Annotated in this window: 14 protein-coding genes; 4 read left to right on the top strand and 10 right to left on the bottom strand. The window is 39.0% G+C overall.

The window, feature by feature from the left end; translation table 11 throughout:
- Position 1 precedes the first annotated feature (1 nt).
- From G6N06_RS03075 to G6N06_RS03055, 5 genes are all read right to left on the bottom strand, one after another.
- The gene (locus G6N06_RS03075; protein ID WP_240337955.1) at positions 2-1,810 is read right to left on the bottom strand and encodes an OstA-like protein; all 1,809 of its coding nucleotides are present in this window, start codon (positions 1,808-1,810) and stop codon (positions 2-4) included.
- Between the two features lie 197 nt (positions 1,811-2,007).
- The gene (locus tag G6N06_RS03070) at positions 2,008-3,279 is read right to left on the bottom strand and encodes an adenylosuccinate synthase (RefSeq protein WP_163514590.1); all 1,272 of its coding nucleotides are present in this window, start codon (positions 3,277-3,279) and stop codon (positions 2,008-2,010) included.
- Between the two features lie 2 nt (positions 3,280-3,281).
- Positions 3,282-3,743 carry a Fur family transcriptional regulator gene (locus G6N06_RS03065; RefSeq protein WP_163514589.1) on the bottom strand — a complete coding sequence of 154 codons (462 nt, stop codon included), beginning with the start codon at positions 3,741-3,743 and terminating at the stop codon, positions 3,282-3,284.
- Positions 3,744-3,779: 36 nt separating this feature from the next.
- Complete coding sequence (locus tag G6N06_RS03060; RefSeq protein WP_163514588.1) at positions 3,780-5,984, bottom strand: RelA/SpoT family protein; 2,205 nt, start codon at positions 5,982-5,984, stop codon at positions 3,780-3,782.
- Between the two features lie 348 nt (positions 5,985-6,332).
- Positions 6,333-6,776 carry a hypothetical protein gene (locus tag G6N06_RS03055; protein WP_163514587.1) on the bottom strand — a complete coding sequence of 148 codons (444 nt, stop codon included), beginning with the start codon at positions 6,774-6,776 and terminating at the stop codon, positions 6,333-6,335.
- Positions 6,777-7,028: 252 nt separating this feature from the next.
- On the opposite strand from G6N06_RS03055, the gene G6N06_RS03050 reads away from it, so the two are divergent.
- Positions 7,029-8,003 (top strand): hypothetical protein, encoded by a 975-nt coding sequence (locus G6N06_RS03050; protein ID WP_163514586.1) that lies wholly within the window; start codon positions 7,029-7,031, stop codon positions 8,001-8,003.
- A 103-nt stretch (positions 8,004-8,106) separates the two neighbouring features.
- Positions 8,107-9,327 (top strand): class I SAM-dependent rRNA methyltransferase, encoded by a 1,221-nt coding sequence (locus G6N06_RS03045; RefSeq protein WP_163514585.1) that lies wholly within the window; start codon positions 8,107-8,109, stop codon positions 9,325-9,327.
- A 48-nt stretch (positions 9,328-9,375) separates the two neighbouring features.
- Here G6N06_RS03045 and G6N06_RS03040 read toward each other — a convergent pair whose 3' ends face one another.
- On the bottom strand, positions 9,376-9,975 hold the full coding sequence (locus G6N06_RS03040; RefSeq protein ID WP_163514584.1) for a hypothetical protein: 600 nt from the start codon (positions 9,973-9,975) through the stop codon (positions 9,376-9,378).
- Positions 9,976-10,163: 188 nt separating this feature from the next.
- Here G6N06_RS03040 and G6N06_RS03035 point away from each other — a divergent pair, with 188 nt between their 5' ends.
- The gene (locus G6N06_RS03035) at positions 10,164-12,449 is read left to right on the top strand and encodes a glycoside hydrolase family 20 protein (RefSeq protein ID WP_163514583.1); all 2,286 of its coding nucleotides are present in this window, start codon (positions 10,164-10,166) and stop codon (positions 12,447-12,449) included.
- Between the two features lie 148 nt (positions 12,450-12,597).
- Here the strand turns inward: G6N06_RS03035 and G6N06_RS03030 are convergent, their stop codons facing one another.
- The 4 genes from G6N06_RS03030 to G6N06_RS03015 form a co-directional block, all read right to left on the bottom strand.
- Complete coding sequence (locus G6N06_RS03030; RefSeq protein WP_163514582.1) at positions 12,598-13,086, bottom strand: YdcF family protein; 489 nt, start codon at positions 13,084-13,086, stop codon at positions 12,598-12,600.
- 118 nt (positions 13,087-13,204) lie between these two features.
- Complete coding sequence (locus tag G6N06_RS03025) at positions 13,205-13,753, bottom strand: hypothetical protein (protein ID WP_163514581.1); 549 nt, start codon at positions 13,751-13,753, stop codon at positions 13,205-13,207.
- A 132-nt stretch (positions 13,754-13,885) separates the two neighbouring features.
- Positions 13,886-15,121, bottom strand: coding sequence for a M48 family metallopeptidase (locus G6N06_RS03020; RefSeq protein ID WP_163514580.1), 1,236 nt, complete (start codon positions 15,119-15,121; stop codon positions 13,886-13,888).
- Positions 15,122-15,279: 158 nt separating this feature from the next.
- The gene (locus G6N06_RS03015; protein WP_163514579.1) at positions 15,280-16,077 is read right to left on the bottom strand and encodes a TrmH family RNA methyltransferase; all 798 of its coding nucleotides are present in this window, start codon (positions 16,075-16,077) and stop codon (positions 15,280-15,282) included.
- Between the two features lie 257 nt (positions 16,078-16,334).
- Between G6N06_RS03015 and G6N06_RS03010 the strand changes: the two genes are divergently transcribed.
- A complete protein-coding gene (locus G6N06_RS03010; RefSeq protein ID WP_163514578.1) occupies positions 16,335-17,138 on the top strand; it encodes a DUF6503 family protein in 804 nt (267 codons plus the stop codon).
- The last annotated feature ends 104 nt before the right edge of the window (positions 17,139-17,242 follow it).

Below are 17,242 nucleotides of genomic sequence, written 5' to 3'. Positions count from 1 at the left end.
GTCAATTATCTTCTTTCCTGGGTTTTTGCAAAGTCTTTACTTTTGACGAATCTGCTTTTTTAATCACAGCTTGTGGGATGTTACGCGACGCTTTCTGTTCGTCCTCTTTCTTGGCGTCCTTAGGTTTTGCGTCTTCCACACGCTGTAATAAAGCGTCGTCAAAGAAATCTTCTTGAGGAATATAATCGTCTAAACCTTTGATTATGGGTAATACCAACGGTGGATCGTCTTTAAATAAATCGTCAACACTTTTTGGACGCTCTTCTTCTCGCCAGTCAAAACCTCGCAATTTTCTTGCGTTTTCTGGAAATAGCGATTCTGGCCAAATCTCGCCATCTATTTGATCAATGAGCGTGATAATTTTATATTCGTCCTCAATTTTAAGATTGATTTTTCCTGATTTTGATTTGTTGATCCCTATCAATTCCTGATTGTCATCTCTTGAATAATTAATGACTTCGGCATTTTTGATGATATCCACATTATAAAGATCGTTGTCCTTAAACAATCCGATCAACCGCTGTCCCTTGATTTGATTATATCCAGCATTAAGAGTGTCCTTACTGATCAAAAAGGCATTATCAAACACCAAGAGCGAGTCCAGTTGTTCAGTTTTGGGATTTGAAATAAGATGGATGGTATCACCCGTCATCTGATTGTCCAGATTCCAAAGAATAGGCCTCCGTTTAACGGTAAAGGCATCAGTAGTGGAAAAGCGTGCCAAATTGATTAGTTGCGTCAATCCAGACTTATGGTCGGCATGAATGGAATCTGCTTTCCCACTTAAATCGCTTTTAAATATTTTAGCATTGTAATAGGCTCTTGTGATGCGATGTTCCGGTTTTCCGGTGACCATTATAGTATCACTATGCATATAAATGGAATCGTTTTCCTGAACGGTTATGGCCAAAGCACGTTTAGTGATGAAAACCGAGTCTTTTGCACGCCACACTTCTGCATAATGCCCACGTACCAAACTGTTGTTAATAGTGTCTGTGACCTTAATATTGTTGGTTGCAGAGGCAAAGTTGATTTTTCTATCGAAATACATGCTATCTCCTTCAAAAACCCGATTTTCATAATTGATTTTCGAATTTTTAACAAAATAGCCCGTGTCATTATTGGTATCATAAAACCCGCGTTCAGCATAAATGGTGTTGGATTCGCCGACAATGGTGGTAGGGCCATAAAGATACGCATGACCTGTTTCAGTATAAAAGTCGAGATGTTCGGTATTTAAAGTGTATTCTGGATTGACCAAAACCACATTCTTTACAAATTGGTATTTTTTGCTGTTCATATAATAGCGACCAATTTGACTGGTAATGGTTCCGGAGGTATCTCTGACTACTTTGCCTTTGCTTTGGTAAAAGGCCTGCTGCTTGATTCGGTCAAAATAGAGTGTGTCTGTAGTCAAAACCGATTTTGGTTCCGTCAGCACTACATCGCCACTCGCAAACGCCAATTGGGTTTTACCGCTATATTCAGCGTACTTGGCACTCATGTTTATGGTATCGCCTTGTATCATGACCACATTGCTATAGGCTTCAATAAAATCTTCCTTCTCATAATACACGGCCTGATCACACCATAAATTAATGCCTTCATGGGTAAAGTGGACCTGTTGGGTATTATCTCTTGTGAAAACGGAGACCCCAGGACCTCTAAGGCTGTCGGAATCGACAAAACCTGAATATTCAACACGGATTTTCTTGAGTTTTTCAGTTTGCGCAACCGCAGAAAAACCTAAGCAAAAAAATAAAATGAAAAAAATAGATAATGCTCTCAATGCGTAACAGATGATTTTCAAAAGTAACTCTTTATATTAAGCATAATTTTACGTTAACATTAATTTAAGTACATAAATGTTACGTATCAATAATTTTTAGGCTCCAATTTTACGAATGCCGTGATTTCCATTTGATAGCCTCTTTCGCTATTATGATTAGGTCTTAATCCGTAGAATTATATGAAACCCACCCGTAAATACGGGCAGGTTCATGAAACTTAGCGTATAATCGTCTGCTTTCTATCTGGGCCCACAGAAACAATGGTGATTGGAATTTCAAGTTCTTTTTCTAAAAACTCGATATACTCCAATAACGGCTGTGGCATGTCGGAAGCATCAGTCATTTCAGTCAAATCTTCGTTCCAGCCCTTAAAATCAGTATAGATTGGCGTTACGTTCTCTGATTCTATATTGTATGGTAAATGGTGTATGATGTCACCTTTGTAATTATATGCGGTGCATACTTTTAAGGTTTTGAATCCTGAAAGCACATCGCCCTTCATCATTATTAACTTGGTGACGCCATTCACTTGACACGCATAGCGCAAGGCAACCAGATCTAACCAGCCACACCGACGTGAGCGCCCTGTTGTAGCACCAAATTCATTGCCCACGCGGCCCATGGTTTCACCAATTTCATCAAACAATTCAGTTGGGAAGGGTCCTGATCCTACTCGTGTGGTATAGGCTTTAAAAATACCAAAGACCTCACCAATTTTATTAGGTGCGATCCCTAAACCTGTACAGGCTCCTGCGGCCGTTGTGTTGGAAGAGGTAACAAAAGGATAGGTTCCAAAATCGATATCCAATAAAGAACCTTGGGCGCCTTCTGCCAAAATAGTTTTTCCTTCCTTATGGGCTTGGTGCAGGTATTCCTCAGAGTCTATAAAGGTCAAGGTTTTCAATACTTCGATGGATTTGAAGAACTCATGCTCCATTTCTTTCAGGTTATACTGTACGTCCACATTGTAAAACGCAATCATGGCTTCATGCTTATCGGCCAAGGCGCGATATTTCTTTTTCCAATCGGCCAATTCAATATCTCCAACTCTAATCCCGTTTCTACCGGTTTTATCCATGTAGGTTGGGCCAATTCCTTTAAGTGTGGAGCCAATTTTGGCTTTACCTTTGGAGGCTTCACTTGCCGCATCAAGCAAACGATGCGTTGGAAGGATAATGTGGGCCTTACGCGATATCAACAAGGATTTTCGATAATCCACTTGTTGCTCTTCAAGTTTATCCAGTTCTTTATTGAAAATAACAGGATCAATCACAACACCGTTACCTACTAAATTGACCGTGTTTTCGTGAAATATTCCTGATGGAATGGTGTGCAGAACATGTTTTTTACCATTAAATACCAATGTGTGTCCTGCGTTTGGGCCTCCTTGAAAGCGCGCAATAATATCGTATTTTGAGGTGAGTACATCGACAATTTTTCCTTTGCCTTCGTCACCCCATTGTAATCCTAGTAGTAAATCTACTGCCATTTTTAAGATTCTTTAGGTGGTTCGTTTTTTGTTCCGTAAAAGTATAGGGAATGGTTGGTGATGGAGATATCAAAAACCTCTTCTATCGTTTTTTTGATGGATTGGATTCTAGGGTCGCAAAACTCATAGACTTCTCCAGTGTCCGTTAGAATGACATGATCATGTTGTTTATCAAAATAAGACTTCTCATAGTGTGCCTGATTCTGCCCAAACTGATGTTTACGCACCAAACCACATTCCAAAAGCAATTCGATGGTATTATAAAGCGTAGCACGACTCACCCGATAATTTTTGTTTTTCATTTTGATATAGAGTGATTCTATGTCGAAATGCTCTTCATTATCGTAAATTTCCTGTAGTATGGCATAGCGCTCTGGTGTTTTTCTGTGACCCTTTCCCTCTAGGAATGTGGTGAACACGTTCTTAACTATTTCCTGATTGCTATGTTTTGTATTTTGACTCATAATTAATGCCCAAACTTCGGGGCAAATTTACACCTTTTAAACTCTTAAAACCTTATCAATCCCGTTAATTTTTTTTAGATTCTCCATCAGTTTTTTCAACATGGTGTTATTTTTGACCACGACATTGATTTTACCTGAAAAAACACCGTCATCACTTTGAAAACTAATACTTTTCATGTTGACGTGCATATTGGATGAAATGACCTTGGTGATGTTGTTTACCAAGCCCAAATTATCAATTCCTGACAATGTAATCTGGGCTGCAAACTCCTGTTGCGAAGAATCAATCCATTTGGCTTGCATGATTCTGTAGGCGTAGTTGGATTGAAGGCTCAACGCATTTGGACAGTTCTTTTTATGGACCTTAATACCTTCGTTGATTGTTAGAAATCCAAAAACATCATCTCCAGGGATTGGATTACAGCAGGCAGAAAGCTTATAGTCCAGTTTTTCTTCCTCCTTGCCAAACACCAAACTGTCATAATTGGCCGTAATCTCATCTTTATCAATATTTTGGATCACCGTTGGTTTGCGGATCTTGCTTTTGATATAGCTCATAAAAGCATTGCTTCTTGACGAGGCAAAATCTTTCAGCATGGTATTGTCAATAGATCCTATACCCACTCTATAAAACAAATCCAAACTTGTTTTTAGCTTGAAGAAGACCACCATCTCATTGATGGATTTTTCGTTCAAATTAATTTTAAGCTGTTTTAGTTTTCGTCTCAAAATTTCTTTGCCTTCTACAGCCACTTCTTTCTTTTCGTCTTTTAAGGACGATTTGATTTTGCTTCTTGCTCTGGCGGTAGTGGCATAATCCAACCAATTGCTGTTGGGTTTAATGTTTTCTGAAGTCAGTATTTCTACTTGATCGCCACTTTGCAGCTCATGACTTAGCGGCACCAGTTTCCCATTGACTTTTGCCCCTCTCGTTTTCATGCCAATTTCAGTATGGATACTAAACGCAAAATCCAACGGAGTGGCACCTTTAGGGAGCGATTTCAATTCTCCTTTTGGAGTGAACACATAAATTTCTTTTGAGTAGAGGTTGAGCTTAAATTGTTCTACAAAATCGACCGCATTCGTTTCGTTGCTTTCCAATGCTTCCTGAAGTTTGTCAATCCAGGTGTCCAAAGCATCTTCGGCATGTCCCTCTTTATATTTGTAATGTGCGGCGTAGCCTTTTTCTGCGATTTCGTTCATACGCTCACTTCGTATCTGAACTTCCACCCAGCGTCCTTTTGGCCCCATTACCGTAATGTGCAACGCTTCATATCCTGTCGATTTAGGTGAAGAAATCCAATCTCGCAGTCGGATGGGGTTCGGGATAAAATGATCCGTTACAATGGAATAGATTTTCCAAGCGAGAAATTTTTCATTCGCAAAATCCGATTTATAGATGATCCTGACCGCAAATTTATCATACACTTCATCAAAGGAAACTCCTTGCTTGAGCATTTTTCTTCGGATGGAGTAGATGGACTTTGGACGTCCTTTAATATCGTAATTCAGACCTTCCTTGTCCAATGAGTCTTGTATCACCTTTGCAAATGCTTTGATATAGGCGTCTTGCTCCTCCTTACTTTCTTTGATTTTATTGTGAATCTCATTATATACCTCAGGTTCGGTGTATTTAAGACCTAAATCCTCGAGCTCACTTTTTATATTGTAAAGTCCAATCCTATGGGCAAGAGGTGCATAAATATACAAGGTCTCTGAGGCAATTTTCTCCTGTTTGTCTGAACGCATGGAATCCATGGTTTGCATGTTGTGAAGTCGGTCGGCAATTTTGATGATGATCACCCGTACATCATCGTTGAGCGTCAACAACATCTTTCTGAAGTTTTCTGCTTGGGTTGAAACATCGGCTTCTTTGCTCAACGATGAAATTTTGGTCAATCCATCCACTATTCGGGCTACGGTCTTGCCAAATTTTTCTTCTATATCAGAGAGGGTATAATCTGGGTTATCCTCAACAACGTCATGGAGTAGCGCCGCAGCAATACATGTCGCATCCAGTCCAATTTCCTGAGCCACTATTTTTGCCACTGCAATAGGGTGAAAGATATAAGCTTCGCCTGATTTCCGGCGTTGATTTTTATGGGCATCAACAGCCACATCAAAGGCCTGCCTTATCAATTTTTTATCAGCAACGGTAAGGGTTTGGTAGCTTACTTTAAGCAACTCTTTGTAGGCTTTTGCAATAGCAGCATTTTCCTTTTCTATATCAACTTCTGTCATAAACTAAATGTAATACAAAGAAAAGAAATGAGCAATGTTTTTTAAGGGGAAATTGTCCGAATTCCTTGTATATTGATCGAAAGTTGGGATGATGTGTTTCAAAACCTATGACGTTGTTGCCCTTTAATACCAAGAGTTTGGTTCAATTTCGAAATGACATCTAATGACCTGAAGTAATCAGTATTTTATGGCCAATTCAAACTCTGCCTGAGTGAAGTCGAGGAACTGAAAGTATAGTTTTTCGATTTTATTAAGGTAACAGACATTTTGGTGAAATAACCGTTTTGTGCTTTTCAGAATAGTTTCGGATCGTTGAATTTTTTTAAAAGCACTATTTTAATGGCTTTCTTATGACTTTGGTCTGCTCCGCGGAATCGGCACCCTTATCCATTCCTTTTCTGCTTTTGGCTTGGTCTCTTCTTTAATAGCTTTTACCGGCGCATTTAGTTTCTTCAAGTTTTGCTTTTTCTGGTAAGCAATAAAAAATTTTGAGGTCAGTGCATAGTCATACTTAATACGATGTATCAATATGTCGAATGGCCTGGTGGGCTTGTATTCACTTTCTGCAATGGCAACCTGTAAAAGTGCCCAATCGGGGTTTGGGTCTTCCGGATCCGGTTTCAGCCGATTGAGGTTATCAATATATTTTTTGTAGTATTTTTTGAAAAACAGAAACTTAAGGCCGTTTAGCTTATTATAAAACTGGTCAATATACGTTGGTGTAATTCTGGACTGGGTTTCTGGACTCGCTAGCTTTGTTCTAAATTCTGAAATGATGGTGTGAAAGCTCATTTGTTTTCTAAAATAATTTTGTTCACAAAGAAATAATATAAAAGAATAAAATTGCTCCTCAGATACGACTTGTTATCTAATTTGCAAAATTAGTTAATCCATTAAGATATTCCGATTTTATCTTAAACATAGTTTTTTAAATTTGTTCCTTGACTTTATTTTTGATACAATTTTCGATGAAAATCTATTACGGAAACAATAGTTTATGGCTAACTTTGCAAGACTTAAAAAACCTTAATTTTCTGACTATCTATGTCCCAAATGCTTTTTAATCCTTTTCAGGATTTGATTTTCGACGAACATTTTTGCTTTCTTTCCGGAGTCTTGACCAATGAAAAAATGACCGTTTTCCCGGAATGGCTGATGGCCCATTTTAAATTTGGTGATGAACGCGTGGAGATGATGGATAAGGCCAAGTCTTATCATTATGAAGATCTCAAATTGCCGTGTTCTCCTGAAGTAAAAAAAGCTTTTGACGACTTGGATCTGAAAATCCAGGAGGCCTATAAAAAAGGATATGAAGGCATGGCAGCACTCGATGAAGAATTGCTTTTTCAATGGACTGGAAGGATGGTCTATGGTCTCTTATACTACGAAATGGTCTATGAGAGAGATGTGCTTTTAAGGAAAGGTGAGGAGTTTCAATTGTCACCAGTACTCAGAAAGCGTTTTAGCGAATTTCATCTTATGCTCCAATCTATAATTGAACCGATATCTTTTGTTGGTAAAAAACCGTGGACCATTGTCGTATTTCCACTCAAGTATTCTGCCGATATTTTCAGCTATCGCGATGATGCCATCAATTTAATGTTCTCTTTTGGTGTGAATGGTTTTGGTTTTATTGCATGCTTACAGGATAATGGGGTCATCGGTGAAAATCAGAAGGAAGTCCTCGATAAAATTGAAGGTCACGTTTTACATCCCGTCCAATTTGAAGAATTGTACGCAAGATTTCATTACACCGATTATATCATGCAATATTCACCAGAATATAAAATAGAGAATCTTGACGATAGGATTACCATAGAAGTTGATGAGGCGGGCAAGCCACCGCATTTCGGGCACTGGGATGAGGATGTCTATGCTCAATTGCTCTCCAATTACTGGCAGGTTTACGGCATTGAAAAAGATCATATTCTTCCTCCTCAAAGACCGAGACTGAGTTTTCTTGAAAATCCATATACCAAGGATTTTGTTGATCCAGAATCTATTAGCTTGCCGTTTTAACGGAGATAGAAAAAACAATCTGTCAATTGCACATTTAATTATTGTCTTCGGAGTTGGATGAATCCTGCTTAAAAGGCTAAATTTGTATGTTTTTCCCTTTTATATGTTTCACTATGATCTTCCAAATATCCAAGTTCAACGCTTGGCCGTCAAATTAAATCCTGCGGCTGAAAAGCTGATCATGCAATCTGCACATCCATGGGTGTTCTCTAAAAATATTGAGAAAATCAACAAACCCGGAAACGCGGGCGATATCGCCATTTTATTCCGACAGAAATCCAATGACGTGTACGGCGTTGGCCTGTACGATCCTGAGTCGCCCATCCAAATTAAAATGCTGCATTATTATAGCGGCAAAACTATTGATAAGCCATTTTTCTCAGAAAAAATAAACGAAGCCTTCGCTTTAAGAAAACCACTGTTGGCTACAAACACCAATAGTTACCGCCTGTTGTTTGGTGAAAATGACGGCTTCCCAGGATTTATTGCGGATGTTTACGCCAATGTGATGGTTGTGAAATTGTATTCAGCCGTTTGGTTTCCTTATTTGAAAGACATTTTAGAGGTCTTGATTGAGGTCTCAGGATCTGAAACTGTGGTGTTGCGATTGAGTCGTAATCTTCAAGCGCACAATCATTTTGGCTTACAGGATGGCATGATTTTATACGGGACATTGGAAAACGAAGAAGTAGAATTCGTAGAACACGGTGTTTTGTTCACTGCCAATGTCATTAAAGGTCATAAAACCGGCTATTTTTTGGACCATCGCGAAAACCGAAAGAGAGTCGGTGTTCTGGCCAAAAACAAAACCGTTCTGGATGTTTTTTCTTATGCTGGCGGATTTTCGGTACATGCATTAGCGGGTGGAGCCAAAGAAGTGACCAGCGTTGATATAAGCAAGCAAGCCTTGGAACTGGCAACTTCAAATGCGGCTTTAAATGGGTATGTGGACAATCATCTGACCTTGGACGGCGATGCATTTTTAATCCTTGAACAATTAATTGAAGAGGGAAATACCTACGATGTGGTCGTTATCGATCCGCCATCGTTTGCAAAGAGTCAAAAAGAAGTAGCTACTGCAAAACATAAGTACGCCCAATTGGCGCGATTGGGTGCCAAGTTGGTATCCACTAAAGGAATTTTGGTATTGGCCTCGTGTTCATCACGCGTAGTGGCAGATGACTTTTTTGAGATCAACGAAACGGTACTTCGCTCCACTGGACGACAATTTGTAATCCAAGACAAAACCTATCATGATACCGATCATCCCGTTACCTTTAAGGAAGGCGCGTATTTAAAATGTGGGTATTACAAATTCTCATAATTGCACACGTCAAATTTTGCCACTATCCTCAATGGGTATCATCAGCAATTAATTGTTTTTATTTTCCGCCGCAGGCGTAATCATAATATGCGATCGGTGGGTATTGGCGTCCATCAACCATGGCATGCCTGGCAACCCCGGTTGGGTTGGCAATCCGGTTTCTTCAGCGGTCATATACGGTCTGTATAAGACATAGCGAATTCTACTGTTTTTCAATTCACCACTTTCAAAATCGTGATCTTCCTGTTTGGCGGTCACCACATAAACAGCAGCGGGTTCTTTGGGCATCAACAGAGCTTCTGAATCGATTTCTTTTTTACGGAGTTCCCGTTTTTCTGCTTCGGTTTTTCCTTCAGCGATAAATTCGCGACCTCTGGCCATATAGGCTTCCAATTTATCACTGTAGCAAGACACACTAATGCGCTCTTTATTGGGATCGTCCGCTAGACAAACCATCCCATTATTGCCCTCGCGTATGGTAATAAGTTGGCCTTCTTGGTTGTAGCCCAAAACTTTCGCACCCTCTTGATACATTTCAGGACAGGCATAGAGCGCTGTTTTAATTTGACTTTCTACAGTTGGTATCTTGGTCTGACCAAAGGCCGACGCGAAACAAATAAGCGTTGATAAAAGAAATAAGTTTTTCATAATTGAATGTTGTTATTGGACTGCTTAAGATACGAAACTTATTGGAAACTACTTAATAAAACAGGCGGTAGAATATTCTTGTAACAAAGAATCCGTAGGATTGAAAGATCGCTAAACGACAGATCTGTTGTGAAATTTAATTATCTTGACCCTCTTAAGATAACCACTCCATTTTCAATTTTAAAACGATGAGATTTTTCAAGCCACTATTGTTCTGTATTATATTTATGGCGTTTTCCTGTAAAAAGGAAACCGTTGAAATAACCGGAATTATTCCCCAACCTAATTCTATAAACTACCAAGAAGGGACATTTCTAATAACAGATAACACCATTATTGTAGTCGAGGATTCAAAGGAAGCGAATTGGGTGGCTACTGAATTGAAGTCGTTTTTGGATGAAAATTTTGATTTGAATTTAGACATCTCATCAGAACCCCAATCGAATGCCATTAGATTGGTAGTAAACGATAAAGAAACTGATAAGGAAGCTTATCAATTGGGGGTTTCTAAAACCGGTGTTTCAATCACTGCCAACACCTATCAAGGCGTGTTTTATGGGATACAGACCTTAAAGCAGTTATTGACCCCAAAAACGATTATAAATAAGCCTGAACTTAATTTTGTCAACATTAAAGATGGCCCTGAGTTTGGTTGGAGAGGCATGATGTTGGATGTGTCGCGTCATTTTTTGGAAAAGGACTCGGTTAAAAAAGTCATCGACATTTTGGCCATGCATAAAATGAACAAGCTGCATTGGCATTTGGTGGATGGGATTGGTTGGCGAATTCAAATTGATCAATATCCGGAATTGACTAAAAAAGGAGCTTGGCGAAAAGTCAAAGAATATAAAAAACCTTGGGAAGACTTTGAGGCCACTTATAAGGATAGTGAAGGTGAAGTCTATGGTGGTTACTATACCAAAGACGATATCAAAGAAATTGTGGCCTATGCTGCCGAGCGTTATATTGATGTGATTCCGGAAATTGAAATGCCCGGACATTCGGAAGCAGCCTTACAATGTTATCCTGAGTTTATTTGCGAAGATGTCGAAAACACAGGCGTTTATTGTGCAGGGAATGACGGTTCCTTTGAGTTTTTACAGAATATTATTGACGAAGTGGTTGAATTGTTTCCTTACGCATATCTGCATATTGGTGGGGATGAAGTAGGGAAGGAGGCCTGGCTGAATTGCAAGAGATGTCAAAAACGAATGCAAGACGAGAATTTACAAAATGGCGAAGAACTGCAAAGCTATTTTGTAAAACGTATGGAGAAGTTTGTACATTCTAAAAGCAGAAAACTGATTGGCTGGGATGAGATATTGGAAGGTGGATTGCCAGAACGAGCTGCCGTGATGTCTTGGAGAGGCTTTGAAGGCGGAATTGAAGCCGCCAACGCTGGGCATGATGTGGTCATGTCGCCCGCTTCACCTCTGTACTTTGACTACAATCAAGGTACAAGTGAGTTTGAACCACCATCTTGGGGTGGGTATAACAGTTTACTTGCAGTGTATAATTTTAATCCGATTCCTGACGATATCGCAGCAGATAAAAGACATCATATCCTTGGTGGACAGGCCAATCTTTGGACCGAACAGATTAAATCCTTGAGTCATATTGAATATATGATGTTGCCAAGACTGTCTGCGCTTTCTGAGGCGCTTTGGACCAATCCAGAGCAGAAAAATGAACAGGAATTCATTAAAAAGATGGATGCTCATTTTGATAGGTTAAACGCCTTGGGTTATAATTTTGCGTGGAGCGCAGTTGCACCCCATTATGAGGTCACTTATGATAAAGCGAACAAAGAATATGCACTTGAATTAAATAATGAGCTCGGCATCTATGACATCAGATATACCTTAGATGGCTCGACGCCTTCAATGACCTCGGAAATATATTCAGAACCCATCCGTTATTCCGATCCAATTGATGTATATGCACAAACATTCAGACATGGAAAACCAATTGGGTTTCCGTTAAAAAAGCTGTTTTCTACAGATTTTACCGAAAACACCAAGGTAAGCTACACTAACCTTTATGATGCCAGTTACAGTGGCGGTGGTGACCAGGCACTGTTCGACAATAAATATGCAACACCACGTGGCGACGATTCCAATTGGCAGGGACTTCCACAAAAGGATTTTGAGGTGGTAATTGATTTAGGCGCACCAACTACCTTGTCGTATATAGGGTTGAACTTTTTCCAGCACCTGGCTTCAACATCGGTGATGCTGCCTACAGAAGTCACTATTGCTATTTCAAAAGATGGGAAAGACTATCAAACCGTTTACAACCAAAGCTTGGAAACCATAAAGGACAGAGACCCCATAATTAAAAGAATCGAAACTGATTTCGAAAAGCAAAACCTTTCATTTATAAAGATCACTGCGAAAAATAGAGGTCAATTACCGGAATGGCATGTTCGGAACGGCGACGCTTGGCTGTTTGTGGATGAGGTTTCAATAAAATAAAGCCTCCTGAGATTTATAAGGTTTTTAGGGTTTTTTTATCAGTAATGGGGTTTGTAAGGAGCATTTGGAAACTGTTGGTGGGAAACACCAACAGTGGCGACGTAGATATTACAACTCATTTTGAGCTATTACTCAATCCGAATCATCATCAATAATAAAGCCCGTTTTTTACAATAGCGTCTATGGCGCTTTTTTCATGCCGTTCTAATGCATCATATACATCCTTGTCCAAATGACTTTGCACACCAATGAAATCCATCGTATAATTTTTCAATATTTCATTAAAAATCAGCTTTACTCTATTGACATGGTAATCGGAAGTAATGATTGTCAACTTAATATTATCTAATTTGGATAGGATTTCTTTGACTTTTACGGCATCTTCAACGGTATTTCCTGACAAGGCAAAATCTAAAAAAACTTCTCTTGGAATTCCGTTTTCAATCAAATACTGTTTTGCCAATGCGGCATGTGCATGTTCTGAAGTGTTAAAATGTGCGCCCCAGCCTCCCGTACAAAGTATGAGGTTTCCTGTTTGATAATGATTGACACAGTAATTCAGTCGGCTCAGCGAAATATCGCTTAGTTTTCCAGAAGGTGAATTTGGACTGCCTAATATTATTAATATTTCTTTCATATCTATTCAAAAAATAAGCTAATGCCGATGCCTATCTTAACGGATTTTAAATAAATCTATTTATTCATAATTTCAGTAGCTTTCCAAACATATTCTTTTGGAAACTCTCCAAAATAACTTAAACATTCTCCATTTTTGGAAATAACGACAAAACTAGAGCAAGGATAATGATGTTCGAAAAATAAACTTTCAACAATTCCTTCAGGATCTTTCTTCCAATCAACAATGCCCTCATATTTTTATAAATATAAATGGGTTTAACTTTCGCAATTTGTTTTAAGCCTTCTTCAAGTTGTCCAAACCAATTTTGAATCCATCCTTGGTCGGTTGTTCCGCTACTGTTGCACGGGTCTTTTCCAGGACGATAAATAATAACAATCGGTTTGTTGGATTCCAGCTCATGATTGAGTTCCTTTTCAAGTAATTTTTCCAATGCTTTTCTGTTATTTATTTTATCTCGCTTTTCTCTTATAGTGAGCTTCTTATGATTAACTGAATCTCCTTCAATCTCCAAAAACTTATTTTTCAAACGACTTCGTTTAAACTCTGACTTACTAATTTCCACATTGTTTTCATTAAAGTATTTGGTCTTATAACCTCCAATCTTTGCGGATGAACAAGAGTAAAGGAAAATGCCGAAAAGAAAGGTCGGTAAAATGTTTTTCATGAAGATTACAATTAGCTTATAAGTCTTTCAAAGGCTGAGTTAATTATTTTGAAAAAAAGACATGAAAACTTTTTGTGTTTTACTTCTTCAATATAGTTTATAATTTTCAAATTAGCATAAATGTTGGGTGGTCTATTCTCTCCTCAAATTCCTAACCCGCTCCAATAGCGTCGGATGCGAATAATGCACCCAGACATAAGCAGGGTGCGGCGTTAAATTGCTCAGGCTGTTTTTAGAAAGCTTTTTTAAGGAACTCACTAATGGTTCGCTCTTATACGTGTTTTTGGCATAATCATCTGCTTGATACTCGAATTTGCGGGAGAAGTGGTTCATTACAAATCCGGTCAATTCAGAAATGGGCGAGTAGAGCAGTCCGAAAGCAATCAATCCGACATGGAAACTTGGGGTTTCCACGCCAAGCGCTTGGGACAATAAAGGATTTGAGATGAAAATGGAGAGGATAAATAGCGTCAATCCAGTAAGTAGTAAGGATGCAATCAAATTAAATATAATATGCTTCTTTTTATAATGCCCAACCTCATGTGCCAGAACGGCCACAATTTCTTCGTCTTCCAAATCGTTGACCAAGGTGTCGTAAAGCGTGACGCGCTTTTCACTGCCGAATCCTGAAAAATAGGCATTGGCTTTGGTGCTGCGTTTGGAACCGTCAATGACAAATATCTTATTGAGATTAAAGCCTACAGAATTGGCGTATTCTGAGATCTTATCCCTTAATTCACCGGCTTCCAAAGGTGTCTGTTTGTTGAATATCGGGACAATGAGGCGCGCATAAAACATATTGGTAAAAATGCTGAATAGGGCGACCAATGCCCAAGCATAGAGCCAAAAGTACGTTCCGGTCACCTCGTAAAACCAAATAATCAAGGCTAAAAGTCCGCCGCCAATAATGGCCATCATCAATAAACCTTTAAGCTTGTCCAAAATAAAGGTGGCTTTAGTTGTCTTATTGAAACCGAACCGTTCCTCAATAACAAAAGTTTTATAATAGGAGAAAGGCGTGTTAAGAAGATCGCTACCCAACATGATAATGCCAAAAAAGATCAAGGCAATGATGATGTTATGGTCACTATAACTTCGTGCAATCGTATCGACAAACTCAAATCCATCCAAACCTAAAAAAGCCAGGGTGACTATCAACGAAAAAGTTGAGGTGATCAATCCGAATTTATAGTTGGTGGTTTTATAGTCCTGCGATTTCTGATATTCTGCCTGATCATAAACATCAGTCAACTCCTCAGGAATCGGATCGTTATAGTGTTTGGCGTTTAAGGCATCCAAAATTTTATCGACTATAAAATCGATAATAATGATGGCGATGATGATGTAGAATAGGGAAGTGGGTGTCATGTTTTTAGTTTTCAGTAAGCAGTTTTCAGTCGGCAGTCTTCAGTCGGCAGTTATCAGGAAAACTCCAAGTTGGATTTTTCCTTTGGAATTTGTGTTTAATTGTGATTTCTCTTTATATCATGAGATTGCTTCGTTCGTGCCTCACTCGCAATGACTCTTTATAGAAAATTTCGTTGTCTTTTGGCTTCAAAAATAAGGATTCCTGCGGCAACGGACACGTTCATACTATCAATTTCGCCCTGCATGGGAATAATGATGTTTTGAGTGGATTGTTGCAGCCATTCGTCACTCAAACCTGTCGCCTCAGTGCCCATCACAATGGCGGTTGCTTTTGTGAAATCCTGTGTGGTGTACACTTCTGATGCTTGTAAGGCAGCGCAATAAATGGAGATCTGCTTTTCTTTTAAGAATGCAATAATTTCAGAAGTAGAACCCATGGCAATCTGATTGGTGAAAATACAGCCCACGCTACTGCGGATGATATTGGGATTGTACAAATCGGTTTTCGGATTGGCAATGATCACTGCATCCACATTGGCCGCATCTGCGGTTCTTAAAATTGCGCCGATATTCCCAGGCTTTTCAGGGGCTTCCGCAACCAGAATTAAGGGGCTTTCTGACTTGAATACAATGTTTTTTAAATCGTGTGATTTGGTTTGGGCCACGGCAATCACACCCTCCGTCGTGTCCCTGTGTGCCAGTTTTTGATAGACCTCCTTGGATATTTCTATTGTCGTTTGTTGCTGGGTGGTTAGACTGTTGAGCTGTGTTTCAGAGCATAACTCAGGATAATACAAGATAGTTTCAAGCTGATAATCGCCTTTGATGGCCAAGCCAATTTCGCGTGCCCCTTCAATTAAAAACAATCCCGATTTTTTACGGTCCCTGGACTTTTCTTTGAGCTGATAGAGCTCTTTGATATAAGGGTTTTGAACGCTGGTTATTTCTTTATTCACAGATGAGTGGTGTTTTGCTTTTGCAAATTTACTGAATATGAGAGAACAAAAGTCGTATTCAAATGGTTTATCCGATTTGTGATATTGAGACCCTTATAGAAATTTATGACATTCCGTGAAATTCGTGTTTAAAATTCTTAATTTGTCGACGATTTAACTAATCTGATTTCCGTTTTATGGAAATTTCTAAACACTAATCATATTTCCTCTTTCCAATCTGCCATTAGATTGGCGAGGGAATAAAAAATGAAATTTATATGAAAAATACCTTTTATTTATTGATGCTGATTACCGTCATGGTTTCTTGTAAAGACAAAACTCAGGAAACAAAAATTGAGAGCGAACCGTATCTCGAAGAAGAGCTTGATGTGACCACAAGCGCTTACCCTGAAAATATTACCAAGGTTTTTGATGCCCATGGCGGACTTGATACTTGGAACGAGATGGCTACTTTAGAATTCTCCGTTGAAAAGCCGGGCGGTTATGAAATTACCACCACCGATTTAAAAGATCGTTATACTTTGATAGAAATGCCAAAACACACGATTGGTTTTGATGGCGAAGTGCTTTGGATGAAGAATGTGGACAATAGCAAATATGAAGGTGATCCGAAATTTTACTACAACCTGATGTTCTATTTTTATGCCATGCCATTTGTCTTGGCCGATGACGGGATTATGTATGCTGAAGCTGAACCTTTGGTTTTTGAAGGAAAGACCTATCCTGGTATTCAAATTTCGTACGAAAGTGGGGTGGGAGCATCTCCAGATGATGAATATATCATGTATTATGATCCAGACACCAATAAAATGGCTTGGTTAGCGTATACCGTGACTTTTGGTAAAGACGAAAAAAGTAAAGACTTCCATTTTATAAAATACAGCAATTGGCAAGAGGTGGAAGGTTTGTTGCTGCCAGAAACCATGGTTTGGTATAACGTGGAGAACAACCAACCCACTACTGTAAAGAGTGAAACCAAATTTGTAAGTCCGATGCTAACAACGGTAAAAATGGACTCAAGAGTCTATGGCAGACCGGAGGGCGCGGAGATGATTCAATAAATAGAGCTAAATAGAACAAAGATCGTTTCGCTGTTAGAATAAAGAACAAAGATTTGATTTGTTTAAGCTTTACACATTGAGATAAAATTATTTAGACACTGAGG

Source organism: Gelidibacter japonicus (assembly GCF_010725055.1).
GTDB lineage: Bacteria > Bacteroidota > Bacteroidia > Flavobacteriales > Flavobacteriaceae > Gelidibacter > Gelidibacter japonicus.
The sequence above is the reverse complement of the archived record's forward strand: the minus strand, read 5'-3'. Positions and strand labels throughout refer to the sequence as shown.

What these genes read in the sequence shown, in the direction of transcription:
- G6N06_RS03030 (WP_163514582.1), bottom strand. Translation starts at nt 13,086, where the DNA reads ATGAAAGAAATATTAATAATATTAGGCAGTCCAAATTCACCTTCTGGA.
- G6N06_RS03040 (WP_163514584.1), bottom strand. Translation starts at nt 9,975, where the DNA reads ATGAAAAACTTATTTCTTTTATCAACGCTTATTTGTTTCGCGTCGGCC.
- G6N06_RS03055 (WP_163514587.1), bottom strand. Translation starts at nt 6,776, where the DNA reads ATGAGCTTTCACACCATCATTTCAGAATTTAGAACAAAGCTAGCGAGT.
- G6N06_RS03060 (WP_163514588.1), bottom strand. Translation starts at nt 5,984, where the DNA reads ATGACAGAAGTTGATATAGAAAAGGAAAATGCTGCTATTGCAAAAGCC.
- G6N06_RS03010 (WP_163514578.1), top strand. Translation starts at nt 16,335, where the DNA reads ATGAAAAATACCTTTTATTTATTGATGCTGATTACCGTCATGGTTTCT.
- G6N06_RS03065 (WP_163514589.1), bottom strand. Translation starts at nt 3,743, where the DNA reads ATGAGTCAAAATACAAAACATAGCAATCAGGAAATAGTTAAGAACGTG.
- G6N06_RS03045 (WP_163514585.1), top strand. Translation starts at nt 8,107, where the DNA reads ATGTTTCACTATGATCTTCCAAATATCCAAGTTCAACGCTTGGCCGTC.
- G6N06_RS03050 (WP_163514586.1), top strand. Translation starts at nt 7,029, where the DNA reads ATGTCCCAAATGCTTTTTAATCCTTTTCAGGATTTGATTTTCGACGAA.
- G6N06_RS03070 (WP_163514590.1), bottom strand. Translation starts at nt 3,279, where the DNA reads ATGGCAGTAGATTTACTACTAGGATTACAATGGGGTGACGAAGGCAAA.
- G6N06_RS03025 (WP_163514581.1), bottom strand. Translation starts at nt 13,753, where the DNA reads ATGAAAAACATTTTACCGACCTTTCTTTTCGGCATTTTCCTTTACTCT.
- G6N06_RS03035 (WP_163514583.1), top strand. Translation starts at nt 10,164, where the DNA reads ATGAGATTTTTCAAGCCACTATTGTTCTGTATTATATTTATGGCGTTT.
- G6N06_RS03020 (WP_163514580.1), bottom strand. Translation starts at nt 15,121, where the DNA reads ATGACACCCACTTCCCTATTCTACATCATCATCGCCATCATTATTATC.